General features: G+C 70.9%; 21 protein-coding genes and 1 pseudogene. 12 read left to right on the forward strand and 10 right to left on the reverse strand.

The genetic code is table 11. The annotated features are described in order from the left end of the window. Window positions 1-241 precede the first annotated feature (241 nt). From GU5_RS0102000 to GU5_RS16180, 4 genes are all read left to right on the forward strand, one after another. Window positions 242-1,885, forward strand: coding sequence for an amidohydrolase (locus GU5_RS0102000; RefSeq protein ID WP_010523908.1), 1,644 nt, complete (start codon window positions 242-244; stop codon window positions 1,883-1,885). Window positions 1,886-2,078: 193 nt separating this feature from the next. Next, entirely contained in the window at window positions 2,079-3,005 is a 927-nt protein-coding gene (locus GU5_RS0102005; protein WP_202797573.1) for a helix-turn-helix domain-containing protein, read from the forward strand. Window positions 3,006-3,137: 132 nt separating this feature from the next. Further along, window positions 3,138-4,577, forward strand: a complete 1,440-nt coding sequence (locus GU5_RS0102010; RefSeq protein ID WP_010523910.1) for an aldehyde dehydrogenase family protein — start codon at window positions 3,138-3,140, stop codon at window positions 4,575-4,577. 173 nt (window positions 4,578-4,750) lie between these two features. Beyond that, window positions 4,751-5,398, forward strand: a complete 648-nt coding sequence (locus GU5_RS16180) for a TetR/AcrR family transcriptional regulator (RefSeq protein WP_010523911.1) — start codon at window positions 4,751-4,753, stop codon at window positions 5,396-5,398. Between the two features lie 24 nt (window positions 5,399-5,422). Here the strand turns inward: GU5_RS16180 and GU5_RS0102020 are convergent, their stop codons facing one another. Further along, window positions 5,423-7,384 (reverse strand): primary-amine oxidase, encoded by a 1,962-nt coding sequence (locus tag GU5_RS0102020; protein WP_010523912.1) that lies wholly within the window; start codon window positions 7,382-7,384, stop codon window positions 5,423-5,425. A 59-nt stretch (window positions 7,385-7,443) separates the two neighbouring features. On the opposite strand from GU5_RS0102020, the gene GU5_RS16185 reads away from it, so the two are divergent. After that, window positions 7,444-7,944 (forward strand): hypothetical protein, encoded by a 501-nt coding sequence (locus tag GU5_RS16185; RefSeq protein WP_139084271.1) that lies wholly within the window; start codon window positions 7,444-7,446, stop codon window positions 7,942-7,944. 160 nt (window positions 7,945-8,104) lie between these two features. On the opposite strand, the gene GU5_RS0102030 is transcribed toward GU5_RS16185, so the two are convergent. From GU5_RS0102030 to GU5_RS0102065, 8 genes are all read right to left on the reverse strand, one after another. After that, the gene (locus GU5_RS0102030) at window positions 8,105-10,015 is read right to left on the reverse strand and encodes an FAD-binding monooxygenase (protein WP_010523914.1); all 1,911 of its coding nucleotides are present in this window, start codon (window positions 10,013-10,015) and stop codon (window positions 8,105-8,107) included. Between the two features lie 5 nt (window positions 10,016-10,020). Next, window positions 10,021-10,839: an HpcH/HpaI aldolase/citrate lyase family protein gene (locus GU5_RS0102035; protein ID WP_010523915.1), complete on the reverse strand. Its 819-nt coding sequence runs from the start codon at window positions 10,837-10,839 to the stop codon at window positions 10,021-10,023. Then, window positions 10,824-11,609 carry a 2-oxo-hept-4-ene-1,7-dioate hydratase gene (gene hpaH, locus GU5_RS0102040; RefSeq protein ID WP_010523916.1) on the reverse strand — a complete coding sequence of 262 codons (786 nt, stop codon included), beginning with the start codon at window positions 11,607-11,609 and terminating at the stop codon, window positions 10,824-10,826. The genes GU5_RS0102035 and hpaH overlap by 16 nt, the downstream gene beginning before the upstream one ends. A gap of 11 nt (window positions 11,610-11,620) precedes the next feature. Continuing rightward, window positions 11,621-12,748, reverse strand: a complete 1,128-nt coding sequence (hpaD, locus tag GU5_RS0102045; RefSeq protein WP_010523917.1) for a 3,4-dihydroxyphenylacetate 2,3-dioxygenase — start codon at window positions 12,746-12,748, stop codon at window positions 11,621-11,623. Between the two features lie 61 nt (window positions 12,749-12,809). Then, a complete protein-coding gene (hpaE, locus tag GU5_RS0102050; RefSeq protein WP_010523918.1) occupies window positions 12,810-14,321 on the reverse strand; it encodes a 5-carboxymethyl-2-hydroxymuconate semialdehyde dehydrogenase in 1,512 nt (503 codons plus the stop codon). Window positions 14,322-14,360: 39 nt separating this feature from the next. Continuing rightward, the gene (locus GU5_RS0102055; protein WP_010523919.1) at window positions 14,361-15,026 is read right to left on the reverse strand and encodes a GntR family transcriptional regulator; all 666 of its coding nucleotides are present in this window, start codon (window positions 15,024-15,026) and stop codon (window positions 14,361-14,363) included. Beyond that, complete coding sequence (locus tag GU5_RS0102060) at window positions 15,023-16,546, reverse strand: fumarylacetoacetate hydrolase family protein (protein ID WP_010523920.1); 1,524 nt, start codon at window positions 16,544-16,546, stop codon at window positions 15,023-15,025. Before GU5_RS0102060 ends, GU5_RS0102055 begins: the two co-directional genes overlap by 4 nt. A gap of 58 nt (window positions 16,547-16,604) precedes the next feature. Beyond that, a complete protein-coding gene (locus tag GU5_RS0102065; RefSeq protein ID WP_010523921.1) occupies window positions 16,605-18,095 on the reverse strand; it encodes an APC family permease in 1,491 nt (496 codons plus the stop codon). A gap of 307 nt (window positions 18,096-18,402) precedes the next feature. Between GU5_RS0102065 and GU5_RS0102070 the strand changes: the two genes are divergently transcribed. From GU5_RS0102070 to GU5_RS0102100, 7 genes and pseudogenes are all read left to right on the forward strand, one after another. Then, on the forward strand, window positions 18,403-19,767 hold the full coding sequence (locus tag GU5_RS0102070; RefSeq protein ID WP_010523922.1) for an MFS transporter: 1,365 nt from the start codon (window positions 18,403-18,405) through the stop codon (window positions 19,765-19,767). Between the two features lie 158 nt (window positions 19,768-19,925). Further along, window positions 19,926-20,954 (forward strand): ABC transporter substrate-binding protein, encoded by a 1,029-nt coding sequence (locus tag GU5_RS0102075; protein WP_010523923.1) that lies wholly within the window; start codon window positions 19,926-19,928, stop codon window positions 20,952-20,954. Between the two features lie 146 nt (window positions 20,955-21,100). Beyond that, on the forward strand, window positions 21,101-22,081 hold the full coding sequence (locus tag GU5_RS0102080; protein WP_010523924.1) for an ABC transporter permease: 981 nt from the start codon (window positions 21,101-21,103) through the stop codon (window positions 22,079-22,081). Between the two features lie 3 nt (window positions 22,082-22,084). Continuing rightward, a pseudogene (locus GU5_RS15770) lies at window positions 22,085-22,877 on the forward strand (ABC transporter ATP-binding protein). 138 nt (window positions 22,878-23,015) lie between these two features. Then, window positions 23,016-24,221 carry an acetyl-CoA C-acyltransferase gene (locus GU5_RS0102090; protein ID WP_010523925.1) on the forward strand — a complete coding sequence of 402 codons (1,206 nt, stop codon included), beginning with the start codon at window positions 23,016-23,018 and terminating at the stop codon, window positions 24,219-24,221. 5 nt (window positions 24,222-24,226) lie between these two features. After that, complete coding sequence (locus GU5_RS0102095; protein WP_010523926.1) at window positions 24,227-25,156, forward strand: enoyl-CoA hydratase/isomerase family protein; 930 nt, start codon at window positions 24,227-24,229, stop codon at window positions 25,154-25,156. Next, on the forward strand, window positions 25,153-26,019 hold the full coding sequence (locus tag GU5_RS0102100) for a 3-hydroxyacyl-CoA dehydrogenase family protein (protein WP_010523927.1): 867 nt from the start codon (window positions 25,153-25,155) through the stop codon (window positions 26,017-26,019). Before GU5_RS0102095 ends, GU5_RS0102100 begins: the two co-directional genes overlap by 4 nt. A 111-nt stretch (window positions 26,020-26,130) precedes the next feature. Here GU5_RS0102100 and GU5_RS0102105 read toward each other — a convergent pair. After that, the coding region (locus GU5_RS0102105; RefSeq protein WP_010523928.1) for a dihydrolipoamide acetyltransferase family protein at window positions 26,131-26,935 on the reverse strand (805 nt) is incomplete at its 5' end.

Consider the following 26,935-nt stretch of genomic DNA (forward strand, 5'->3'; position numbering starts at 1 on the left):
TGCTGCGACGTGGCCGCAGGCTCCTCGCGGTCGGCGATGTCCTCGATCGCGGGTGCACCGAGCTTCGCAGGACGCGCCCGGCCGTCCGGCGGGGCGAGGAGACATCGCGCCTGGACAACTGCTCGACACTGTGGGGCAAGCCACATCGGCGGACATCTCCGTAGCCTCGGGGCGCGTCGACTGCGCAGCACCGCCGACGGAACCCCCGCTCGTCGCCGTCGCTGCCGGGAAAGGACTCCACGTGACTCGAACCGCCGATCTGCTGATCACCGATGCCCGCATCGATCCCGAGGCCTCCGGGGCCGAGCCGATCGAGAGGATGGCCGTCGCCGACGGACGGATCCTCGCGCTGGGGGAGGATGCCTCCGCCTGCGCGGGCCCCGAGACCCGCGTGGTGGAGATGGGCGGCCGCGCGGTGCTGCCCGGCTTCGCCGACGGGCACGCCCACCATCTGCTCGCCGGGCAGTCGGACCTCTTCGAACTGCAGGTCAGCTCCTCCGCCGGCCTGGACGAGGTGCTGGAGGCGGTCGCCGCGCATGCCGCCGGGCTCGGCGCCGGCGAGTGGATCGTCGGCGGCAGCTGGGGCAGCGGACTGCTCGAGCAGCTCAGTGCTCCCGAGGCGCTGGCCCGCTTCGACGCCGCCTGCGCCGGTCGCCCGGCGATGCTGCGTGACGACAGCAAGCACAACCGGTGGGCCAACTCCGCCGCACTCGCCGCCGCCGGCATCACCGCATCCTCGCCCGACCCCGAGGGCGGCGAGATCCTGCGCGACGTGACCGGGAAGCCCACCGGAGTGCTCATCGAGGCCGCGGGCCTGTCGGTGGAGGAGGCGCTGATCCGGCAGCGGCCGATGACCACCGAGCAGACCGCCCGCGCGGCCGCGCGCGGCATCGAGATCCTGCACTCCTACGGGATCACCGCCTTCCAGGATGCCGGGGCCTCGCTGCCTATGCTCGAGGCGCTGCACCATCTGGACCAGGCAGGGCGGCTGGAGGCCTGGGTGGTCACCTCGATGCTGGCCAACGACGTCATCTTCGGCGCCGATCCGGTGGGCGAAGGGATCATCCGGCATCGCGAGCAGCACCGCAGCCGCCGTCACCGGCCCGACTTCATCAAGATCTTCCTCGACGGCGTGCCGCCGACGCGCAGCGCGGCCTTCCTGGAGCCGTATCTGCCCGACGAGCTGCACGGCTGCGACCACCGCGGCCACACCACGATGGACGGCGACCAGCTGCGGTCCTGGCTGTTCTCCACCGCCGAGCAGGGGATCTCGGCGAAGATCCACTGCACCGGCGACGCCTCGGTGCGAACGGTCCTCGACGTCGTCGAGGAGGTCCGTCGGGCCGGCCATGCCGCGCCGCGGTACCAGATCGCCCACGGGCAGTTCGTCCACCCGGACGACGTGCCGCGCTTCGCCGCGCTCGACGTCGTCGCCGACATCTCTCCGATGCTCTGGTTCCCCGGGGTGATCGTCGACGCCGTCGCCGCGGTGCTGCCGTCCGGGGCCACCGATCGCATGCAGCCCAACCGGGAGCTGCTCGAGGCCGGCGCGCTGCTGGCCGCCGGCTCGGACTGGCCGGTCGCGGAGAGCCCGAACCCCTGGGAGGCGGTCTACGGGCTGGTCACGCGGAAGGACCCGAGCGGTCAGCGCGCAGGGACGCTCTGCCCGGACCAGGCGATCACGCTGGCTCAGGCCATGGCGGCCTGCACCGCCGGTCCCGTGGAGGCGATGGGCCTCGGGGAGGAGACGGGCCGTCTGCGCCCGGGCCTCTCGGCGGACTTCATCGTGCTGGCCCAGAGCCCCTATGACGTCGACGTCGAAGAGCTGCCGACCTTCGTCGCCGAGGAGACCTGGTTCGCCGGCGAGCCGGTGCACGTCCGATGACGACGGCGCGCTCCGCGCCCGCGGTGTCGACGCAGGCGGCCGCGTCGCGGTCGCCGTCGGCGATAGGATGAGTGTGAGGGAGGTCTCGATGACGAGTGCGATGATGCCTGACGAGGACCGGCGCCCGGAGCCGGGCGCGCCCGCGCGCCGGCGTGACGGATCTGCCGAGGTGGTGTCCCTGCCGGAATCTGCCATGGACCTGGCCGCCTGGCGCGCGGCGATCTGCCAGGAGGTCGTCCCGCTGGACATCCAGGAGATCGACGGGATTCCGTTCCGCGGGCACCTGGATCGAGTCGCGGTCGACGACATCACGCTCTTCCAGATGGCCGCCACGCCGCACCGGGTGCGCCGCACCGAGGAGCTCATAGGCCGGCGCGACGGGCGGTTCTACAAGCTGAGCCTGCAGCTGTCGGGGCATGCTCGTCTGCGGCAGGACGGGCGGGAGGCGCTGCTCGAGCCCGGTGATCTGGCCGTCTACGACACCCACCGTCCGTATGAGCTGGAGCTCGACGAGCACAATCAGGCGATGGTGATCGTCTTCCCCCATGAGGTGGTCGATCTGCCGCGCGACGAGGTCGCGCGCGTGACGGCGACCCGATTCTCGCCGGCGTCGGGCCTGGGGCGGGTGATCAATCCGTTCTTCACCGAGCTCGGGCGGAATATGGACCAGATGGTCGACGTGCACGGAGCCCGACTGGTGCAGTCGGCCCTGGACCTGCTGATCACCATGCTCTCGCAGGAGCTGCACAGTCAGGACGACGCCGGCGGTCCGGCGCGCAGCCTGGCCACCGAGGTCCGCGAATACATCCTCGAGCGCCTCGGCGACCCGCACCTGACGCCGGCGACGGTGGCCGATGCGCACTACATCTCGCTGCGGCATCTCTACACGATCTTCTCCCGCCAGCAGGAGGAGACGGTCTCCGCCTGGATCCGGAAGCGGCGGCTCGAGCACATCCGCCGCGAGCTCACCGACCCGCTGCATCAGGAGGAGTCGGTCTCCTCCATCGCCGCCCGCTGGGGGCTGCCGAACGCGGCGCACTTCAGCCGGCTCTTCAAATCCGAGTTCGGCGTCACCCCGACGACCTACCGGCGGCGGCACCTCCCCGAGACCGCCTCATGACGCCCGGTTCCGCCGCTGCTCTCGTTCCTCATCACCCGGTGCACAGCACGACGCACGGGTGAGCAAGGCCACGTCGGCGGGCATCGACGACGCTGGAAGGACGACGACCGCACGACATGAAGGAGCGCTCCGATGTCCACTGACCAGACCGCCGCCCGTGACGCAGGAGCGCCCTCGGCCTCCCTGCTCGAGAGCATCCAGCCCGTCGAGGGCGGACGCGAGATGCATGACCCGGCCACCGGCGAGCGCGTCGGCCGTGCCCCGGAGGCCGCCGTCGAGGACCTCGACGCGGCCGTGGCGCGCGCCGTCGCCGCCCAGCCGGGGTGGGCCGCCGCGGGCGACGACGAGCGGCGGAAGGCCATGCACGCCGCCGCCGATGCGATCGAGGCCCGGGCCGAGGAGCTGGCCGATCTGCTCTCCCGCGAGCAGGGCAAGCCGCTCAACGGGCCGAACGCCCGCTTCGAGGTCGGTGCCTGCGTCGCGTGGCTGCGCGCCACCGCCGAGTTCAGCGTGGAGCCGGAGGTCATCGTCGACGACGGCACCGACCACGCCGAGCTGCACCAGCGACCGCTGGGCGTCGTCGGCGCCATCGGCCCGTGGAACTGGCCGATGATGATCTCGGTCTGGCAGATCGCCCCCAGCCTGCGGATGGGCAACTCCGTGGTCATCAAGCCCAGCGGGTACACCCCGCTGAGCGTGCTGGCGCTGGTCGAGGTGCTCAACTCCGCGCTGCCGGCCGACGTGCTGATCGCCGTGCCCGGACGTGGCGACGTCGGCGACCGGCTCAGCCGCCACCCGGACGTCGCGAAGATCATGTTCACCGGCTCCACCGAGACCGGTCGGAGCATCGTCAAGGCCGCCGGCGACACGTTGAAGCGGCTGACCATGGAGCTGGGCGGCAACGACGCCGGCATCGTCCTCGACGACGCGGACCCGCAGGCCATCGCCGAGGACCTCTTCTGGGGCGCCTTCATCAACACCGGCCAGACCTGCGCGGCGATGAAGCGCCTCTACGTGCCCGACAGCCTCTACGACCAGGTCTGCGAGGCCCTGGTGGAGGTCGCGAAGAACGCGCCGATGGGCGTGGGGCGCGAGGAGCAGAACGTCCTGGGGCCGCTGCAGAACGCCGTCCAGCGCGACATCGTCGCGCGGCTGGTCGACGAGGCCAAGGCCGCCGGCGCCCGCGTGCTGATCGGCGGCGAGCACGATCCCGAGGTGCCGGGCTACTTCTACCCGACTACGCTGGTCGCGGACGTCGACGCGGAGAATCCGCTGGTCACCGAGGAGCAGTTCGGGCCCGCGCTGCCGATCATCCGCTACAGCGACCTCGAGGAGGCGATCGAGCAGGCCAACGCCCTGGAGGTGGGGCTGGGCTCCTCGGTCTGGTCCGCCGACGTCGACCGCGCCCGTCAGGTCGCCGCCCGGCTGGAGGCCGGCACCACCTGGATCAACAAGCACGGGGCGGTGGATCCGCGGATGCCCTTCGGCGGGGCGAAGCAGTCCGGCTACGGTCTGGAGTTCGGCGAGCACGGCCTCAAGGAGGTCAGCCAGCCGCATCTGATCAGCTGGTGACGCCGAGCAGCTGATGAACTGCTCCGCGGCGGGCGTCGGGCTCGTCCGGCGCCCGCCGCGGGGGTTCGTCGCAGGGCTGTGAGATGTCGTGGGGCTATAGCCCCACGACATCTCACAGCCCTGCGATATTTCGCGCATGGCACGCCTGCGGCTGATCAGGAACAATCAGGACCATGTCTCGGAGAATCGACCGTGCCGCACGACGCCGCGAGATCGTCGAGGCCCATCTGCGCCTGATCGCCCGCGAGGGGATGCAGGCGGCCACCACCCGGGCGCTGACCGCCGAGCTGGGAGTCGCCCGCGGAGCGCTGTGGCACTACTTCAGCTCCTTCGACGAGCTGCTCTCCGAGACTTTCCAGCTCGTCTTCGAGCGCACCAATGCGCGGATCGAGGCCCGCGTCGCCGACCACGCCGGCGTGGCCGGCCTGCTGGCGATGCTCGATGAGATCCTCCCCGGCGGCAAGACCACCCATGACGAAGCCTTCGTGGTGGTGAGCTTCTGGGGGAGGGTCCCCTCCAATCCCGAGCTGGCCGTCCGCCAGGCCGACGTCGTCGACTCCTGGCGGCGCGGCATGCTGGCCCGCACCGCCGCCGCCGCCGCGGCCGGGGAGCTGCGGTCGGAGTCGCCGCAGGCCGAGATCGTGGACACGCTGCTGGTGCTGGGCACCGGCGGGCAGATCGAACATGTGCTGGGCACGCCGCAGGGCGACGGCGCGCGGCTGCGCCGGCTGGCGGCCCAGATGCTCGAACCCTGGCTCACCGAGTCCGGCCGGGCCGCGGCGGCCGAATTCGGACCCGCCAGCGCCGCCGGCCAGGGCTGAGCACCGCCGGACAGGCCAAACGGCTCAGCCCCCGCAGCACCCGCCGTCGTCGCCCGCGCAGCAGCCGCCCTCACTGTGGGCGGGCCTCTCCGGCGGGACGTCGAGCGTGGGGTTGCGGTCGAAGAATCCGTCCGGGCTCATGCTGAACCCGGCGTAGTCCACCGGCATGATCGGCCAGTCCTCCAGTCGCGGGAAGTGCGTCAGTCCGAAGCTGTGCCAGAGGACCACGTCCTCGCCGTCCAGGTCGCGACCCTGGGCGACCATCTCCGGCAGTCCGCCGCGGCCGGGGTTGAGGTTCACTCGGTCCCCGGCCGGGTACAGCTCGTCGCGGTCGTACTGCGTGACCCAGAGGTGGTGCCGGGCGAAGGCCGCCCGCTGCGCGATCGAGGAGTCCTCGGCCGCCAGCAGCGGGGGAGCTTCCTGGGCGTGGAGCACGTAGGAGGTCGGCCGGCCCATGCGGTTGGTCCGCTCGGCGCTGCTGATCCGCCAGATCCGTCCGACCGCGCCGTCGGCGTCGCGCACTCCCCGGCTCTCGTCGGACAGCCGGGTGACCTGCCGGGTGAAGGCATTGCCCCAGGGGTTGTCCTCGGAAGACGGCATCCGGGCGACGTCGATCTCGTCGACGGCGTTGGCCGGGCCGTCGACCATCATGTCCAGCCGGGCGCAGAACATGTGCTGGTGGATCGGCGCGCCGAGGCCGGGGGCGAGCTCCATCGCGTAGGGGTAGTCCCCGCCGGGATGTCCGGAGGTGAACACGATCCCGGTGGCCTTGGACTCCAGCTCCAGCTTCCCGTCCAGGGTGAAGTACCAGTAGAAGCCGTAGTCGTAGTTGCCCACGGTGACGAAGAAGGACACCACCAGACGACGCTGACGCCGCACCTCGCGGGTGCCGGAGAAGTCGTCGGTGTGCTTCCAGAGGATCCCCAGGTCCTCCTCATGGATGCAGATCGCGTTCGGCAGCGTCGTCGGATGCCCGTAGTCGTCGACGACGACGGCGTCGACGTAGGTGATCTCGCCGAGGCAGTCGCAGCCGAGCTCCAGGGCGTTGGCCAGCCGGCCGAACTGGAACTCGCCGACGTCGAAGTAGTTCTGCCAGGCATGGGTGGGGGTGGGGTCGCCGTAGTTCACGACCATCTCGGCGATCGAGCCGCGGTAGAGGATCGGACGGTCGGTCTCGCCGTCGTGGAAGGAGATCTGGTGCAGGGTCAGCCCCTCCCGGCCGTTGAAGCCCAGCCGGATGGACCAGTTCTCCCAGGTCAGCACTCCGTCCTCGAGGCTGAAGCTCACGCCCTCGGGCTGGGTGATGCTGATCGGCTTGAGCGTGGTGCGGTGCTCGCCGCGCACCGCCGGGTCCAGGTAGTCGCCGGACTCCTCGGGCACGTGGGTGACCTCGGTCTCGACCACGCGCAGCACCTGCTGACCGGCGACGTCCACGTGGGCGACGACGCCGTCGATCGGGTGCGCCCAGACCGAGTCCGTGGGGTAGTCCTGACGGAAGGCCAGCGCGCGAACCATGCGGCGGCCGACCTCGTCCTCATAGCCGAAGGTGCCCGCGGAGAGTCCGATCACGACCACGCGGTCGAGGTCGGTGATTCCGCGCCGGCGCACGGCCTCGACCCAGCGCGCGTCGGCCTTGCAGATCGGGTCGGCGTCGACGAGGTCCGCGTCGAAGCTCGGCGCCGAACCGTGCGCGGCGTCCAGAGTCCGCGCGGAGGCGGTGCGGCCGGCGGTCAGGTCGACGACGACGTCGGCCAGCGCCAGCGTGTCCAGCTGGGTGAGCAGCAGGCTCACCTCGCGGGGCAGGGGTCGCTCCGGCGTCCAGTCGAGCACCTGCTGCTTGGTCGGTTCGCGCAGGGTGACGTAGGAGAAGCGCGTGGCGGCGTCGACGCGGCCCTCGGCCTGAAGGATCTCGCGGACGCGGGCGATCTCCTCCGCGCTGAGCGGGGTGAGCGGATGCTGGTCGGCGGGTGCGGGGGTGTTGCTCATGGGTTCCTCCTGTGAGACTTTGAGCACATGCTCAATGTTAACTGTCTCACAGAGGAAGCATGATGCCCAGACCCTCTGCCGCGGTGCCTCGTGCCGATTCCGGCCCGGCCGCGGCCGCCGCTCCGGCCCTGGCGAACTGTTCCCGTGAACTGCCCCGGCTGCGGCGGACCACCGCGGCGCTCGCCGGCGTCTCGGCGATGTTGCATCTGCTGATGATCGGCCATGGTTCGGTGCTGGCAGGCCTGCTGATGGTCGGCATGGCCGCGCTCTGCCTGCCCTGCGCCGTGCACCTGTGGCAGTCCGCGACGGTCCGCGCCTGGACGGCGGTGGGGGCGATGAACGCCGCGATGCTCATCGTGCACGGCTGGATGGTGCGTTCTGCGGCCGGCGGGCATGCGGCGGTGGAGATGCCCGCCGGGAGTGCCGAGGGCTCGCTGACAGGCCACGAGGTGCTGATGCTCAGCGCGACCGCACTCTCCGGCGCGGAAGTCGTGCTGGCCGGCGTCGGGCTGGTGCTCGGAGCGTCCTGGCGACGGCGAGCCGCATCTCGCGCCCGATGACGAGTCGCTGAACCGATCGGCCGGACCCGGTCGCGTCGCCCGAGAACCGCTCGAGAGCCGATCCTGTCGTAGGGCTATGAGATGTCTTCGGGCTAGAGCACCACGACATCTCACAGCCCTACGATGAACGGCGGCGGACGGCGATGATCGCCGGCCCCGCTCAGTCGCGCGGCGGTTGCATGCTCTGCTCGAAGAACGCCGCCAGCGCGGCGGTGTCGGTCAGCGGCAGCACATGGGCCACGTACTGGTCCGGGCGGACCACGACGACGGCGCCGTCCCGGGAGATGCCGCGCGCGTCGAAGATGTCCTCGCCCTCGAGCACGCCGAAGACCTTCTCGTACTGGAGCAGCCGATAGGGGCCCACCTCCGGAAGGAAGATCTGCGGCGCGTCGGTGACCTCGAACTCGGTGTGGCGCTGCTGGTAGACGACCTTCACGTCGAAGAGCGCGTCCAGGTCCTGGTCCTCGTGGGTGAACCGCCGCACCGGAGAATCGGCCGACTCGACCATCCACTGTGCCCAGCGGGTCAGCGCCGAGTCCTGCCCGGCCGCCGGCCGATCGGCGAAGGCGTAGATCCTCCACCGCCCGTCGGCCTCGGCCTGGTGGCCCAGATGCAGCGGATTGGTGTCGCAGACCCGCACCACGCGGGCGGACTTGAACCGCTTGCCGATGGGATAACCCTCCGCCAGGTGCTGATGCTCGGCGGCGCCGGTGATCATCGACGGCCGATACTCGGTCATGAAGCCGGCCGGGAACTCGGCGGTCTTGACGTAGAAGTCCTCCAGGAAGGAGGGATCCTCGAACTCCTCGGGCTTCATGGCCATCAGCGTCGACCACTCGCGGTCGAAGTCGATGAGGTTCTTCGCGACCTCCTGCCGTTCCTGCGAGTAGGTGCGCAGCAGCTCCGGCCGGCAGGTCCCGGACAGCACCTGCCCCAGTTTCCAGCCCAGATTGAAGCCGTCCTGCATCGAGACGTTCATCCCCTGGCCGGCCTTCGCGCTGTGCGTGTGGCAGGCGTCGCCGGCGATGAAGACCCGCGGGCAGGTGCCGACGTCGTCCGACTCTCCGGACTCGTCGCCGGAGACCTCGACGTCGTCGAAGGCGTCGGTGAGCCGATGCCCGACTTCATAGACGCTGTGCCAGGCGACGTGCCGCACGTCCAGGCTGTAGGGGTGCAGGATCTCGTTCGCCTGCTGGATGATCTGCTCCAGCGTCGTGCTGCGCACGTCGCCGTGCTGGTCGGCCTCGCCGAGGTCCACATACATGCGGAAGAGATGCCCGCCCTCGCGGGGGATCAGCAGGATGCTGCCGCCGGAGTCGGACTGGATCGCGCATTTGAGCCGGATGTCCGGGAAATCGGTGCGGGCGAGCACGTCCATCACGCCCCAGGCGTGGTTGGCCTGATCGCCGTCGAGTCGGCGGCCGATGGAGGTGCGCACCTGGCTGCGCGCGCCGTCGGCGCCGAGCACGTATTTCGCCCGCACCGTGCGTTCCTCGCCCTCACGGGGACCGGCGGTGTGGCGCACCCGCACGGCGACGGGGAACTCGACGGAGTCCTCGACGCTCAGCTCCAGGAACTCCACGCCGAAGTCCGGACGCATCCGGGACGGGGAGTTCGCCATGCTCTCGGCGAAATGGTCCAGGATCCGCGCCTGGTTGACGATCAGATGCGGGAACTCGCTGATCCCCTGCGGATCGTCCACCGGCTGCGCGGCGCGAGCGATGTGCTCGGGCCGCTCGGGATCCGGCTTCCAGAAGGCCATCTCGGTGATGTGGTAAGCCTCCCGGGAGAGCTCCTCGGCGAAGCCGAAGGCCTGGAAAGTCTCCACGCTGCGGGCCTGGATGCCGTCGGCCTGGCCGACCTCCAGCCGGTGCGGGCGGCGGTCGATGATCCGGGTGTGCACCTCGGGGAACGCCGCCAGCTGGGCGGCGGTGATCATCCCCGCCGGTCCGGTGCCGACGATGAGCACGTCCATCTCATCGGGGAGCTCGTCGGGCCGGTCGAGGCCGATGCCGGCGGCCGGTTGGATGCGCGGATCGGTGGTGACGTATCCGTGGTGGTGGAACTGCACAGCGCTCACTCCTGGGTGTTCTGGTCGTCCCGCGGCTCTGCGGGGATGAAGTCTGCGGCCAGCTGCTCCGCTCCGCGGGCGACCAGCGCGACGTCGGCGCCGACCAGGATCCAGGTGGCGCCGGCGTCGAGATAGGCGCGCGCGGCCTGCGGATCGAAGGCGTTGACGCCGACGGGCTTGCCGGCCGCCCGCACGCCGGCGAAGGCGCGGTGGACGGCGTCGACGACCTCGGGGTGGGTCTGCTGGCCGATGCGGCCCATCGAGGCCGCCAGATCCGAGGGGCCGACGAAGACGCCGTCGACGCCGTCGACGGCGGCGATCTCCTCGGCGCGCTCGACCCCGGCGAGGGTCTCGATCTGCACGAAGACCGCGACGTGCTGGTCAGCCTCGGTCAGATAGCCCGGCACGCGGTTCCAGCGCCCCGAGCGGGCCAGCGCGCTGCCCACCCCGCGGACGCCGGCCGGCGGATACCGGGTGCTGGCGACCACCTCGCGGGCCTGCTCGGGCGAGGAGACCATCGGCGCCAGCAGGTTCTGCGCCCCCAGGTCCAGGACCTGCTTGATGGTCACCGCCTCGCCGACCGGGACCCGGACCACCGGGGTGACGTCGTAGGCCGAGGCCGCATGCAGCTGGGCGAGCACCGACTCCAGCCCGTTGGGGGCGTGCTCCATGTCGACGAGCATCCAGTCCAGCCCGGAGCCGGCCATGATCTCGGCCATCACCGGCGAGCCGGAGCAGACCCAGCCGCCGACCAGCGCCCGGTCGGCGGAGGCCAGCCGCTCGCGCAGCGTCGCCTCGAGGGCGGTGGTCAGTCGAATCGGCATGTCACAGCTCCCAGATCGCGGTAGTCGCAGTGGACGGTGTCGCCGGCGTGCACCCACATCGGGCGGGTGAAGGAGCCGGCCAGGATGGTCTCGCCGGCGGAGAGGCCGTCGCCGTGCTGGGCGAGCTTGTCGGCCAGCCAGGCCACGCCGCGGGCCGGATGGTCCAGCACCGCCGCGGCCACTCCGGTGTCCTCGATGGCCTCGTTGCGGCGCAGCAGTGCCGAGACCCAGCGCAGATCGACGGCATCGGGCCGCACCGGCCGGCCGCCGAGGACCATCGCGCCCATCGCCGCGTTGTCGCTGATCGTGTCGACGATGGTCCGCCCGGCCATCTCCACCCGGCTGGAGAGGATCTCCAGCGCCGGGATCACATAGTCGGTGGCATCCAGGACCTCGGTGACGGTGGTGTGGGGTCCGACCAGGTCCCGGCCGAGCACGAAGGCCAGCTCCACCTCCACCCGGACGTTGGAGAACTGGGCATGCTCGATCACCGCGCCGGTCTCGTGGACCATGTCGGCGAAGATCGCCCCATAGTCGGGCTCGGTGATGCCGGTGGCCTCCTGCATGACCTTCGAAGTGAGTCCGATCTTGCGACCCACCGGGCGACGGCCGGCCGCGATGCCGCGGCGGCGCCACTCGTTCTGCACCGCGTAGGCGTCCTCGACGGTCATCTCCGGGTGCCGGGCGGTGAGCCGCTCGACGGTGCCGCGATCGCGCTCCGCGGCCGCCAGTTCGTCGGCGATCGTGGTGATCTGCTGGTCGGTCAGCATCGGGGTCTCCTTCACAGCTGGTGGCCGAGCTTGTACTCGCCCTGCTTCCACTCCGGCATCGGCTCGGCGTCGTCGGGGCGGGTGTAGGAGAAGCCGTCGGCGCCGATGGTGACCTCCATCTCCGAGTCGTCGGTGCGCTCGCGGGTGGGCACCGGCGCGCCGTCGAGGTCCAGCACGGTGGAGGCGTCGGTGTACCACGAGGGGACCACCGGATTGCCCCACCAGTCGCGGCGCTGGTTGTCGTGCACGTCCCAGGTCACCCGTGGGTTGTCCGGATCGCCGGTGTAGTAGTCCTGGGTGTAGATCTCGATGCGGTGGCCGTCGGGATCGCGCAGGTAGAGGTAGAAGGCGTTGGAGACGCCGTGCCGGCCGGGGCCGCGCTCGATGCAGTCGGAACGGCGCAGCGCGCCGAGCTTGTCGCAGATGGCCAGGATGTTGTGCTTCTCGTGGGTCGCGAAGGCCACGTGGTGCATCCGCGGGCCGGTGCCCCCGGTCATCGCGGTGTCGTGGACGGTGGACTTCCGGCGCATCCAGGCCGCATAGACGGTGCCGCCGTCGTCCTGGATGTCCTCGGTGACGCGGAAGCCCAGGTGCTCCATATAGTCCACGGCGCGCGGCACGTCCGGGGTGACCTGGTTGAAGTGGTCGATGCGCACCAGCGCGCCGGGAGTGTGCAGGTCGTAGCGCCAGGCGAGCCGCTCGACATGCTCGACCTCGTGGAAGAACTCATAGGGGAAGCCCAGCGGATCCTGCACGCGCACCGAGTCGCCGACGCCGCGGACGAAGCCGGCGCGGTTCCGCACCACCGGGCAGCCCATCTCCCGGTAGTAGGCCTCGGCGCGGTCGAGGTCCTCGGGGCTGCGCACCCGATAGGAGAACGCCGCCACCGCAGGGACCTCACCCCGGCGCAGGATCAGGTTGTGGTGGATGAACTCCTCCATGGAGCGCAGGTGGACGGCCTCTTCGTCCTCGGCGGTGACCACCAGGCCGAGCACGTCCACGTAGAACTCGCGGGAGCGGGCCAGGTCGGTGACCACCAGCTCCATCGAGGCGCAGCGCAGCACGTCCGGGGCGGGAGAGGTCGGGACGGGGATCGGGGAGGCCGGCGGCGCCGCCGAGCCGGAAGTCTCAGAGGTCATGGTCGTGCATCCTTCATCGAGCGTCGTCGCTCATCGTCGGAACAGTGGGGTGCGGCAGGGCTCAGGCCTTGCCGAAGACGGGGTTGTGCACCTCGCCGAGGTTGATGTGCACCGCCTGCTGGTCGGTGTAGAAGTCGATGGAGCGGTAGCCGCCCTCGTGACCGAGCCCGGAGGCCTTCACCCCGCCGAAGGGGGTGCGCAGGTCGCGCACATTGTTGGAGTTCAGCCACACCATGCCGGCCTCGACGGCCTGGGCGAAGGTGTGCGAGCGCTTCAGGTCGTTGGTCCACACATAGGCGGCCAGCCCGTACTTGGTGTCGTTGGCCAGCGCCAGCGCCTCCTCCTCCGTGTCGAAGGGGGTGATCGCCACCACCGGTCCGAAGATCTCTTCCTGGAAGATCCGCGCGTCGGGGGCGACGTCGGCGAAGACGGTCGGGGCGACGAAATTGCCGGTCTCGAAGCCCTCCGGGCGCCCGCCGCCGGCCACCAGTCGACCCTCGGACTTCCCGAGCTCGACGTAGCTCATCACCTTCTCGAAGTGCTCGGGGTGGACCAGCGCGCCCACCTCGGTCTCCGGGTCGTCGGGGAGACCGACCGTCACCCGCTTCGCCTGGGCGGCGTAGCGCTCGACGAACTCCTCGTAGACCGAGCGCTCGACGAGGATGCGGCTGCCGGCGGTGCAGCGCTCGCCGTTGAGCGAGAACACGCCGAAGATCGTGGCGTTGATGGCCGCCTCCATGTCGGCATCGGCGAAGACGACGGCCGGGGACTTGCCGCCCAGCTCCATCGACAGCCCCTTCAGGTGCGGGGCGGCGTTGGCGAAGATCAGCTGCCCGGTGGTCGACTCGCCGGTGAAGGAGATCAGCGGCACATCGGGGTGCTTGACCAGCGAGTCGCCGGCGTAGCCCTCCTCGCCGTAGCCGTTGACCAGGTTGAACACCCCGGCGGGCAGACCGGCCTCCTCGAAGATGCCCGCCCACAGGCTGGCCGAGAGCGGGGTGAACTCCGCGGGCTTGAGCACCACCGAGTTGCCGGTGGCGATCGCCGGGGCCAGCTTCCAGGACTCCAGCATGAACGGGGTGTTCCAGGGCGTGATCAGGCCGGCGACGCCGATCGGCTTGCGGTTGACGTAGTTGGCCTGGCGCCCCGGGACTTTGAAGGCGTCGTCGGTCTGGGCGACGATCAGGTCGGCGAAGAACCGGAAGTTCTCCGCCGCTCGGCGGGCCTGGCCGGACGCCTGGGTGATCGGCAGCCCGGAGTCGAAGGATTCCATCGCCGCCAGCTGCTCGCCGCGGCTCTCGACGACGTCGGCGATCCGGTGCAGCACCCGGGAACGGTCGCGCGGCAGCATCGTCGACCACGACCCCTCGTGGAAGGCGCGCTTCGCCGCCTGCACGGCGCGGTCGACGTCGTCCGGGCCGCCGGAGGCCGCCTGGATGTAGGTCTCGTTGCTCACCGGGTCGAGCACGTCGAAGGTGGCCCCGCCGAGCGAATCGACGAAGGCGCCGTCGATGTAGTGCCGGATGCGGTCGGGGAGTCCCTCGGGCGGGGTGACGGTGGTCTGCTGGGTCATCGGTGACCTCCTCGGGTCGAGATGCGTCGGGACGGGTGGTCAGCCGCCGCGGTGGCGGCGGTAGGCTTCGATGGTGCGCCGGCGGTGGCGCCGGACCGCCAGCTCGACGTCGACGGGGTCGGCGTCGGTGCGGATCAGGTGCAGGATCTCGTCGTGCTCGGCGACCGACTCGGGCGCCCGGTCGGGCACGAAGGCGAAGATCGACCGGCGCAGCCGGGACAGCCGGGTCCACTCGCGCTGCACCAGCTCGCCCAGATGGGGGTTGGGGCACTGCAGGTGCAGCGCGTTGTGGAACTCATGGTTGAGTGCGGTGAACTCGTCGGGGTCGAAGCGCTCGAGCAGGCCGCGCATCCGGTCGTTGAGCCGCTCGGCCTGCTCCAGCTCGGCCTCGCCCAGCTGGGGCAGCGAGAGCGCGGTGGCCGCGCCCTCCAGCACCGCCAGCGTCTCCACGGAGTTCAGATAGTCGGCCTCGTCGACCAGCGCGACCCGGGCGCCGACGTTCTTCTCGAACTCGACCAGCCCTTCGGCCTCGAGCCGGCGCACCGCCTCGCGCACCGGCACCACGCTGACGCCCAGCTCCTCGGCGATGGTCCCGAGCACCAGCCGGTACCCGGGGACGAACTCCTGCCGGGCGATGCGCTCGCGGATCCAGTGGTAGGTCAGCTGGGACTTGCTGGCTCCGATCGGGGCGCTCGTCTCAGTCATCGGATCCTCCCCGGGCGCTCTCGGCCGTCGAAGCGCTCGCGCCAGGCCGCGTTCATCGGGAACAGTCCCTCGATCGGGTGGCCCTCGGCGATGCGCTCGGCGACCCAGGCGTCGGAGGCTTCGCGGGAGAGCACCGCCTCGGCGACCTCCTCGGCCAGCGTCGGCGGCAGCACGATGACGCCGTCGTCGTCGCCGACGACGAGATCGCCGGGCTGCACGGCGGCCCCGCCGCAGCTGATGGTGACGTCGGTGTCCCAGGGGACGTGCCGGCGACCGAGCACCGCCGGGTGCGGGCCCCGGCTGAACACCGGCAGGTCGATCTCGCGGACGGCGTCGTAGTCGCGGACGCAGCCGTCGGTGACGACGCCGGCCGCCCCGCGGGCCTTCGCCCGCAGGGCGAGGATGTCGCCGAGCGTGCCGGCCCCGGGCTCCCCGCGGGCCTCGATGACGACGACCTCGTCGGCGCCGACGGCGTCGAATGCCTGCTTCTGGGCGTTGTGCCCGCCGCCGTGGGCGGAGAAGAGGTCCGGACGCTGCGGCACGAAGCGCAGCGTGCGCGCGGTGCCGACCATCTTCGCGCCCGGGGTGTCGCCGCGGAGACCGTCGAGGGTGACGGTGTCGAAGCCGCGGCGGCGCATCTCCTGGGCGAGGCCGGCGACCGGGGCGTCACGCAGCTTCTCGCGCAGCCCCGGAGTCAGCGCTGACGAGGCGGCCGTCGACGGCTCCTCGTCCCCCGCCGGCAGTCCGGCCTTCTCGCGGGATCCCCAGGCCTCCTCGCGCTGGCGGTCGTCGACCGTCGGCGTGGTGCCCAGCGCCGGGTCGAAGTCGCCGGCGCCCTCCACGACGCGGGACACGGCGCGGCCGCTGCTCGGCGCGCCGGCGACGTCGGGGGCGTCGACCTCGACCTCGATCGTGTCGCCGGGCTCGGCGACCGAGGCGCCGGCGGGGGTGCCGGTGAGGATGACGTCGCCGGTCTCGAGCGTCAGGTGCTGGGAGAGGTCGGCGATCAGCCGCGTCAGCGGGAAGATCATCGCGCTGGAGCGATCCTCCTGGACCAGCTCGCCGTTCTTCCAGGTCCGCAGGCGCAGCTGGTCGGGGGAGACCGTCCTCGCGTCGAGGCGGCCGGCGGCCAGGGCGGTATAGCCGTCGCGGCCCTTGTTGCGGAGGTTGGAGCCCTTGTCCGCGCGGCGCAGGTCGTAGAGGCCCCAGTCGTCGGCGGCGGTGATCGCGGCGACGTGGTCCCAGGCGGCCTCGACGGACACGCGGCGGGCCGGAGAGCCGATGATCAGGGCGATCTCTCCCTCGAAGGCCAGCAGCTCGGTGCCGGCGGGTCGCTCGATCCGCTCCTCGCCGACGGCCAGCGAGCTGGTCGGCTTGAGGAAGTACGACGGCGCGTCGGGCCGGCGTCCGCGCTCGGCGACGCGGGACTCGTAGGCCAGGTGCACGGCGATGATCTTGCCGGGGCGGTCCGGGGAGTCGGTCGCCGCCGCGGCGCGTCCAGAAGGTGTGCTCGAGATCATATCTCGCATCGTATACGATCTGTGACCGCCGGCACAACCCTGCGGGGTGGACGGGCGGTCAGCCGATCGTCGTCCGAGAGACGGCCTCGAAGATCTCCGGCCGCCGGCGGCGCAGCACCTCTCCCCAGGCGAGCCCGACGAGTCCGGAGGCCACGATCACCCCGGGCAGGACGACGACCAGCGGAGAGAAGCGGTCGGACTCGATCATCGTGTCGAAGTTCAGCATGATCAGCACGGCGATGATCGCCAGTCCGACGGCGGCGACCAGCGGGGCGATGGTGCGGACGAACACCGAGTGGTCTCCGGGAGAGCGTCCCAGCCGTCGCATGATCGCCGCCGAGGTGATGCTGAGCAGCAGGACCATGCCGAATCCGGCGGCATTGGTCAGCCAGGGGAACATCGTCAGCACGGGGTAGAGCGCTCCCAGCTCGGAGCCCGCGCCGGAGGCGGCGAAGATGAGGATGAAGACCAGGCCGAGGGCGCTCTGCGTGAGCGAGCCGGCCGTGGGAGCGCCGTTGTGCGGACCGGCCGTGCCGAGGAAACGCGGCAGGACCCGGGCCCGCCCCATCGAGAAGAAGTAGCGCGCGGCGGCATTGTGGAAGGCGATGAGGGCGGCGAGGATGCTGGTCAGGAAGAGAGCCGAGGTCAGACTCACCACGACGGCGGGCACGTGGTCGGAGAGGAGCACGAACATCAGGTCCGGGCCCCATTCCCGGGACTGGTCGACGATCTCCGAGGGACCGACTCCGATGGCCAGCGCCCAGGCGGAGAAGGCGTAGAAGGCGGCGATGATCGCCACGGCGATGTAGGTCGCCCGGGCCACGGAGCGCGCCGGGTCCCGGGCCTCCTCGGAGTAGATGGCTCCCGACTCGAAGCCCATGAAGGCGGCGATGCCGAATGCCAGGAGAGTGCCGAAGCCGCCGGTCAGCCAGTGGTCGGCGCCGAGCAGGTCCAGTCGGACGCCTTCCGGGGCGGTCCCCAGCGAGAGTGCGCTGACGCCGATGACGACTAGGAACTCGAGGACCACGATGGCCGCCAGGACCTTCGCGGAGATGTCGACCTTGTTGACGCCGAGCACTGCGACCAGCAGCCAGCCGGCGAGGGCGCAGGCCCACCAGGGCGCCTGGAGGCCGAGGACGTCGGCGAGGACGGAGGAGGCGGTGAAGCCGAACACGCCGTAGAGGCCGATCTGCATCGCGTTGTAGGTGACCAGCGCCAGGAACGAGGTGCCGATGCCCTGGCGGACGCCGAGTCCGGCAGCCACGTAGGCGTAGAAGGCTCCGGCGTTCTGGATCAGCGCGCTCATCCGGCCGTAGCCCACGGCGAAGAGCGCCAGCACGATGCCCAGTATGAGATAGCCGATCGGCACGCCCTGCTCGCCGGTGACGGCGAAGCTGGTCGTGGCTCCGCCGGCCAGCACGGTCAGCGGGGCCGAGGCGGCGATGATGAGGAAGACCAGCGCCGGCACGCCGAGCGTGCGCCCGGCCAGTGCGGTCTGGCCGGCGTCGGGTGCGGCCGGGCGGGTGGTCCGTGGTGCGCGGTGAGCCATCGAGGGTCCTCTCGTGTGCCGGAGAGCGCGGCTCCCCGGGAGTCGTCGGAGCGAGGTCAGGTCCATCCAGCGTCTCTCCGCGGACCCTCGCGGTCTTGTGACTCAGTGCACAGCTGTTGATGATGCGGGGCTGCGGCAGCGCTTCGGCGCGCGGCGCGAGGAGGGGCGAGAGGTTTCCGGATACTGACCAACCGTTCGGTCATTTAGTCTGATAGTGTGTCCTGCATCACAGTGAGAGGCATCACGTGATCTCGAATCGTCCGCACCCTGCGAACCGTCCGGCGGCACCACCGGATCTGGAGATGAGATGAGCCAGACGACATACACCAGCACCGAGGGCCACGAGATGACCCGCGAGGAGAGGAAAGTCCTCGCCGGAACGCTCGTCGGCACGACCATCGAGTGGTACGACTTCTTCATCTATGCCCAGGCGGCCGGCTTCGTGCTGGCCCTGCACTATTTCGAGCCGCTGGGGGAGGACAACCAGGCGCTGGCCCAGATCATCTCCTGGGCCTCGGTCGGCATCTCCTTCCTCTTCCGTCCGCTCGGCGCCGTCATCGCCGGCTGGCTCGGCGACCGCTTCGGCCGCAAGGTCGTGCTGGTGCTGACGCTGATGGGGATGGGCGGCGCCACCGTGCTGGTCGGTCTGCTGCCGACCTATGCGATGTGGGGGATCGCCGCCCCCGTGCTGCTCGTGCTGCTCCGGGTGCTCCAGGGGCTCTCGGCCGGCGGCGAATGGGGCGGCGCGGCGCTGCTCTCCGTCGAGCACGCCCCGCGCCACAAGCGCGGACTCTTCGGCTCCTACCCGCAGATCGGCGTGCCGGTGGGCATGCTGCTGGCCACCGGCTTCATGACCGTGCTCAACGCGTTCACCACGGAGCAGCAGTTCATGGACTGGGGCTGGCGCGTGCCCTTCCTCTTCTCCTTCGTGCTGATCATCGTCGGTTATCTCATCCGGGTGAAGGTCGACGAGTCCCCGGTCTTCACCGAGATGCGCGAGCGCAAGAAGCAGGCCTCGGCCCCGCTGAAGGACCTGCTCACCACGCACAAGAAGTACACGTTCCTGGCCGCGCTCATCTTCGCGGCGAACAACGCCGCCGGCTACCTGGTCATCGCCTTCTTCGCCGCCTACGGCGCCAACCATCTGGGGATGGCTCGGTCGGAGACGCTGACCGCCTCGCTCATCGGCGGCGTCGGCTGGCTGATCTTCACCATGCTGGGCGGCTGGATCTCCGATCGCATCGGCCGCGTGCTGACCTTCCAGATCGGCTACGGGATCATCATCGTGTGGGCCATCCCGATGTGGTTCCTGATGGACACGGCCTCGCTGCCGCTCTTCGCCGCGGCGATCTTCCTGCTGACCGTCGGGCTGGGCCCGTCCTACGGACCGCAGTGCGCGCTCTACGCCGAGATGTTCCCCGCCGCGATCCGGTTCTCGGGCGTCTCGATCGGCTATGCGCTGGGCTCGATCATCGGCGGCGCCTTCGCGGCCACCATCGCCCAGGGCATCCTGAACGCGACCGGACAGTCCTGGCTGATCGGGGCCTATATCGCGGGACTGGCCCTGATCTCCTTCCTCGCGGTCTCGGTGGTCCCCAAGACCTTGCAGGGGATCACGCTCACCGATGACAGTGAGCGGGAGGAGATGACTCTCCGGCCCTCGGCCCGATGAGAGGCGTCGGAGCCAGCGGGGCGCCGGCCCACCGGTCGCACGTCCTGCACGGCCGCTCGGCGCGCCCTCCCCGCGCGCGAGGCGGTCGCACCGCAGACTCGACTGCATCCGTCGTCTGCACATCAGCTGTCCGCACCACCGATGAGAGGACCCCCCCCATGCGACCCCGTACCTCGATGATGAGTCTGTCGGCCGCCGCCGCTGCCACCGCCCTGCTGCTCACCGCCTGCGACGACGGCGGATCGGGCGACGACGGCGACGGAGGCTACGCGATCGGCATCTCCCAGTTCGTCACCCATCCCTCCCTCGACGAGAGCAGCGACGGCTTCAAGGCGGCCTTCGACGAGGCCGGCGTCGACGTCGACTGGGACGAGCAGAACGCCCAGGGCGAGCAGGCGACGGCGAGCACCATCGCCGGCACCTTCGCCACCGATGACCTGGATCTGGTCCATGCGGTCGCCACGCCCTCCGCCCAGGCGGCCGCCCAGTCCATCCAGGACACGCCCGTCATCTTCTCCGCGGTCACCGACCCCGAGGGAGCCGGGCTGGTCGACTCCTGGGAGGAGCCGGGGGCCAACGTCACCGGCGCCTCGGACATGAACCCGGTCGACAAGCAGTTCGACGTGCTCCAGTCCATCGCGCCCGACGCGGAGACGGTGGGCGTCATCTACTCCTCGGGCGAGACCAACTCCGAGGTGCAGGTCGAGCAGGCGAAGGAGGCCGCCGAGGAGCTGGACCTGGAGATCCAGGAGGCCGCGATCACCAACTCCTCCGAGGTCCAGCAGGGCGTGGAGTCGTTCTCCGACGTCGATGCGATCTACGTGCCCACCGACAACCAGGTGGTCTCCGCGCTGGAGTCGGTGCTGCAGTACGGCCAGCAGAACAGCATCCCGGTGATCGCCGCCGAAGGCGACTCCGTGGAGGCCGGAGCCGTCGCCACCGAGGGCCTCGACTATCATCAGCTCGGTCGTCAGGCCGGCGAGATGGCCCTGCGGATCCTCGAGGACGGCGAGGACCCGGCGAGCATGCCGGTCGAGACCCAGGAGAACTACGAAGTCGTCGTCAACCCCGAGGCCGCCGAGGCGATGGGCGTGGAGATCCCGCAGGAGCTGATGGACCGCGCCGACGTCGTCGTCGGCGAGGACGTCGAGTCCAAGGACCCGTCCGAGGCCGGCGAGGACGGCTGAGCCGAGCATGACTGTGCCGGGCTGCGCAGGCCCGGCGCACGACCGGACGCCGTCCCGCCCGGTCCGGGCGGGACGGCGTCGCCCCCTGACGGCATACGACGCATCGTCGCCCGCGACCCGGCCGACGATGCCGACGAGGACGAGAGATGATCACAGCATTCGAGCTGGGGATGATCTACGCGATCATGGCCCTGGGCGTCTATCTGACGTTCCGCATCCTGAACTTTCCTGATCTGACCGTCGACGGCTCCTTCACCACGGGAGCGGCGACGGCGGCGGTGCTGATCACCGCCGGCGTCGACCCCTTCCTGGCCACGGCGGCGGCCTTCGTCGTCGGCACCGCGGCCGGATGGATCACCGGGATGCTGCACACCAAAGGAGGGATCAACGGGCTGCTGGCCGGGATCCTGACGATGATCGGGCTCTACTCGATCAACCTGCGCATCATGGGCGGGGCCAATGTCCCGCTGCTGGGTGAGGACACCGTGGTCAGCGCGCTGCGCGACCTCGTCGAGGTCGGCTGGGAGTCGGTCGCCGTGCTGGCGCTGGTCGCGGTGGTGTTCAAGCTGCTGCTGGACTGGTACCTGCACACTGACAACGGCCTGGCCCTGCAGGCCACCGGGGACAACGAGCAGATGATCCGCTCGTTCGCCGTCTCCACCGACCGGATGAAGATCCTGGGTCTGATGCTCTCCAACGGGCTGGTCGCCCTCTGCGGAGCCGTGGTCGCCCAGTATCAGGGCTTCGCCGACATCAGCATGGGCATCGGGCTGATCCTGGTGGGGCTGGCCTCGGTGATCGTCGGCCAGGCGCTGTTCGGGGCGAAGTCCGTGGTGCGCGCCACGCTGGCGGTGGTCCTGGGTGCGGTGGTCTATCGGTTGGCGATCCAGCTGGCGCTGAACCTGGGGCTGGACCCGAACGACATGAAGCTGATGTCGGCGGTGCTGGTGGTCGCCGCGCTGCTGCTGCCGCAGTGGAAGGGCTTCTCGAAGCTGGCCGCCTGGCGGCGCGCGCGGGCAGCTTCGACGACGGCGGGTTCGACGGCGGGTTCGGTCGAGGCGACGGCGTCGAGCCGTGCTGAGGCCGTCGAGGAGTCGGCGCAGGCCGCCGGCAGGAAGGAGGGCTGATCCATGCTGAGCATCGAGGAGGTCTCGAAGACGTTCTTCGCCGGCACGGTCAATGAGCGTCGGGCGCTGGTCGACGTCGATCTGGTCCTGGAGCAGGGTGATGTGGTGACGGTGATCGGCTCCAACGGGGCCGGGAAGTCGACGGTGCTGAACACGGTGGCCGGGCGTCTGGTCCAGGATGCCGGGGCTGTGCGGGTCGATGGTCGGGAGGTCTCGCGGCTGCCCGAGCATCGGCGGGCCGCGCAGGTCGGGCGGGTCTTCCAGGATCCGATGGCGGGCACGGCCCCGCATCTGACGATCGAGGAGAATCTGGCGCTGGCCGATCGGGCGGGGGCGTCGGCGCGGGCTGGCTCGTGGGGTGACGAAGGCGCGTCGGGAGCGGTTCGCTGAGGCGCTGACGGTGTTGGAGCTGGGCCTGGAGGATCGGCTGACGGCGAAGGTCGGGCTGCTCTCGGGCGGGCAGCGGCAGGCGTTGAGCCTGTTGATGGCGACGTTCTCGCAGCCGAAGGTGCTGCTGCTGGATGAGCATACGGCTGCGTTGGATCCGCAGCGGGCGGAGCTGGTGACCCGGCTGACGGAGTCGGTGATCGCGGAGAAGGAGCTGACCACGTTGATGGTCACGCACAATATGGCTCAGGCGTTGGCGGTGGGGAATCGGCTGGTGATGATGCATGAGGGGCGGATCGTGCTCGAGCTGGATGCCGAGCAGAAGCGCAGGTCCACTCCGGAGGATCTGTTGGCGGAGTTCTCCGCGCTCAAGGGCGCGGTGCTCGACGACAAGACGATGCTGCAGTGAGCAGAGCCGCCGGCGCGATCGGGCGGCCCGCCTGATCGGAGCTGACGACGCGTCTCGGTGATTGACCTCACAGCCCCTCCGTGGAAGAGTGGGGAAAAGTGAACGATCGGTCAGTTAATCCGACGAAAGGCTCATGACGTGTCCGGCAGCCCTGCATTCCTCGTCTCCGGGACCCGCACGCCCGTCGGCCGTCACGGCGGCGCGCTCTCCGCCGTCCGGCCCGACGACCTCGCCGCCCTGGTGATCCGCACCGTCGTCGAGGACTCCGGCATCGACCCGGCCGCCGTCGACGAGGTCATCCTCGGCAACGCCAACGGCGCCGGCGAGGAGAACCGGAACGTCGCCCGCATGGCCTGGCTGCTGGCCGACTACCCGGATTCGGTCCCGGGGATCACCGTCAACCGGCTCTGCGCCTCCGGGATGAGCGCGATCGCCCAGGCTCAGCAGATGATCGCCGCCGGCGCCGCCGACCTCGTGGTCGCCGGCGGGGTGGAGTCGATGTCGCGGGCGCCCTGGGCGATGGCCAAGCCCACCCGCGGCTTCTCCGGCCCCGGGGAGGTCGCCGACACCTCCATCGGCTGGCGCTTCGTCAATCCGAAGTTCCTGACCGTCGACAAGCGCACGTACTCGATGCCGGAGACCGCCGAGGAGGTCGCCCGCGTCGAGGGAGTCACCCGCGAGGAGGCCGACGCCTTCGCCGTCGAGTCCCAGCGACGCACCGCCGCGGCCGTCGAGGCCGGTCGGCTGGCCCGCGAGATCACTCCGGTCCAGGTGTCCGGCCGCAAGGGACAGATGCACGTGGTCGAGGTCGACGAGGGCCCGCGACCCGAGGTCACACTGGACAGCCTCGCCGGACTGCGCCCGGTGGTCCGCGACGGCGAGGTGGTCACCGCCGGCAACGCCTCCTCGCTCAACGACGGCGCCTCGGCGGTGATCGTCGCCTCCGAGGCCGCCGTCGAGCGGCACGGGCTGGTCCCGCGGGCGCGGATCGTCGGCGCGGCGAACGCCGGGGTGGCCCCGGAGATCATGGGCATGGGGCCGGTGCCGGCGACCACCAAGGCGCTGGACCGCGCCGGCTGGCGCGTCGAGGACCTGGGGGCGATCGAGCTGAACGAGGCGTTCGCGACCCAGTCGCTGGCCTGCATCCGCCGGCTGGGCCTGGACCACGCGCTGGTCAACGCCGACGGCGGGGCGATCGCGCTGGGGCACCCGTTGGGCTCCTCGGGCTCGCGGATCGTCCACACGCTGGCCCGCCGCATGGAGGACGAGGGGGCCGAGCGCGGGCTGGCGACGATGTGCGTCGGCGTCGGGCAGGGCTCGGCGCTGCTGCTGGAGAGGGTGTGAGGAGCATGAGCCAGCATGACCAGCACGACCAGCACGACGGCGGACGCGACGCCGGGCAGCACGACGAGCCCGCGACGCCTCGGCTGGATGCCGCGTCCTTCACCACGCTGCGGATCACCGAGGGCGAGGATCGGCTGCACGCGCGGCTGGACCGCCCGGAGGTCCGCAATGCGATCGACGCGACGATGATCGACGAGCTCCACGCTCTCTGCGCGCATCTGGAGCACGCGCCGAAGATCCTCATCCTCTCCGGCAGCCCTTCGACCGGGCCCGGAGCCGACGACGATGCCGACCCGGGGGCCAGGCCGCGCCGCGGCGTCTTCGCCTCCGGAGCCGACATCGGCCAGCTGCGCGACCGCCGGCGCGAGGACGCGCTGCGCGGGGTCAACTCGACCGCCTTCGACCGGCTGTCGAAGCTGCCGATGCCGGTCATCGCCGCGCTGGACGGCCACACCCTCGGCGGCGGCGCGGAGCTGGCCTGGGCCGCCGACTTCCGCCTGGGCACCCCCACGCTGCGGGTGGGCCAGCCGGAGACCGGACTGGGCATCATCCCCGCCGCCGGAGCGCTCTGGCGGCTGCGCGATCTCGCCGGCGAGGCGCTGGCCAAGGAGATCCTGCTGGCCGGCCGCATCCTCGACGCCGAGGAGGCGCTGGCCCACGGGCTGATCAGTGAGATCCACCCGAGTCAGGAGCTGCTCGACGCCGCCGACGCGCTGGCCGGTCGCATCGCGGCTCAGGACCCGCTGGCGGTGCGGATCAGCAAGCAGGTCTTCGCGATGCCGCGCGAGGCCCACCCCCAGGTCGACAACCTCGCCCAGGCGATCCTCTTCGAGTCCGAGGCGAAGGTCGAGCGCATGCAGGCCTTCCTGGACCGGCGGGAGGCCCGGAAGAAGTCGCAGCACCAGGACCGGACGACGTCAGGAGACCAGTCATGACCTCCAGCGCACTTCCCCCGACCGTCGGCGTGCTCGGCGGCGGCCGTATGGGCGCCGGGATCGCCCATGCCTTCCTGATCTCCGGGGCGCAGGAGGTCCTCGTCGTCGACGTCACTGCTGAGGCCGCCGAGGCGGCCCGGTCGCGGATCGCCGCCGACGTCGCCGCCTCGATCGAGCGCGGCAAGATCGCCGGAGCGACGGAGGAATGGACCGCCCGGCTGACCACGACCACCGATCGCGCGGACTTCTCCCGCTGCGGACTGGTCGTCGAGGCCGTGCCGGAGGACGTGGGGCTGAAGACCGAGGCGCTGACCGACGTCGAGAAGCGACTGGCCGATGATGCCTGGCTGGCGACGAACACCTCCTCGCTCTCGGTGACCGAGCTCTCCGCGGCGCTGCGCCGGCCCGAGCGCTTCTGCGGGCTGCACTTCTTCAATCCCGTGCCGGCGTCGAAGCTGGTCGAGGTCGTCCTCGGCGGGCAGACCGGCGAGGAGCTGGCCGGACGCGCCCGGGGGTGGGTCGAGGCACTGGGCAAGACCGCCGTGGTGGTGCAGGACGCGCCCGGCTTCGCCTCCTCGCGGCTCGGCGTGGCCATCGGGCTGGAGGCGATCCGCATGGTCGAGGAAGGGGTGGCGGCGCCGCAGGCCATCGACGACGCGATGGTGCTGGGCTATAAGTTCCCCATCGGTCCGCTGGCGCTGACCGACGTCGTCGGGCTGGACGTGCGGCTGGGCATCGCCGAGCACCTGGCCTCCGAGCTGGGGGAGCGCTTCGCCCCGCCGCAGCTGATGCGCGACATGGTCGCCCGCGGCGAGCTCGGCCGGAAGTCCGGGAAGGGATTCTACGAGTATTCCGAGGGGTGACCGCCGCCAGCACCCGCTGAGCGGCCGGAGCGGGACGCCGACGACGGCGTGCCGCCGCCCGGCCCCGACTCTCTCCGGCGGACCCGACCCTCTCCGGCTGCTCAGCGCGGCCTAGAGGTCTGCCAGCGCCGAGGTCGGGTCCTCCACGCAGGTGGCCACGAAGTTGAGGAAGCCGCCGGCCGCGCCGCCGTCGCAGACGCGGTGGTCGAAGGCCAGCGTCAGTGTGGCGATGCTGCGCACGGCCAGCTCGCCGTCCACGGCCCAGGGGCGCTCCAGGATGCGGCCGATCCCGAGGATCGCGACCTCCGGGTGATTGATGATCGGCGTCGCCCCGTCTGAGCCGAAGACGCCGTAGTTGTTCACGGTGAAGGTCCCGCCGCTGAGCTCGGCGCCGGAGAGTCGTCCCTCGCGCGCGTCGGCCACGAGCCGGGAGACCTCATGGTGCAGTCCGCGGGCGGAGAGCCGCTCGGCGTGCCGCACCACCGGCACCACCAGGCCGGTGTCGGTCTGGGCGGCGAAGCCCAGGTTCACCCCGTCGAAGCGCACGATCTCCTGCTCGCCGTCCTTCCGGTCGTCGACGCGGGTCGCCAGTTCGGGATGCCGCGCCAGTCCGGCCAGCACGAAGCGCCCGATCAGCGCCAGCAGCGACGGCGCCTCCTCTCCGGTGCGTGCGGCCTGCTCCTTCATCCGGGCGCGGAGTGCCAGCAGCTCGGTGACGTCGACGTCCTGCCAGGTGGTCGCCTCCGGGATCTCCCGACGCGACGTCGACAGCCGCGTGGCCACCGCCCTGCGGATGCCGGTGATCGGCTCCCGCTCGCGGACCTCGAGGCCGGCCGGGGCGGGCGTGCCCCGCTCGGCCGTCGCGCGGCTGGCCGGGGCGGAGGCGTCCGACGACGGCGCCGCGGCCTCGGCGGCG

Origin of the sequence: Nesterenkonia sp. F (genome assembly GCF_000220985.1) — a bacterium.
Taxonomy (GTDB): Bacteria; Actinomycetota; Actinomycetes; order Actinomycetales; family Micrococcaceae; genus Nesterenkonia.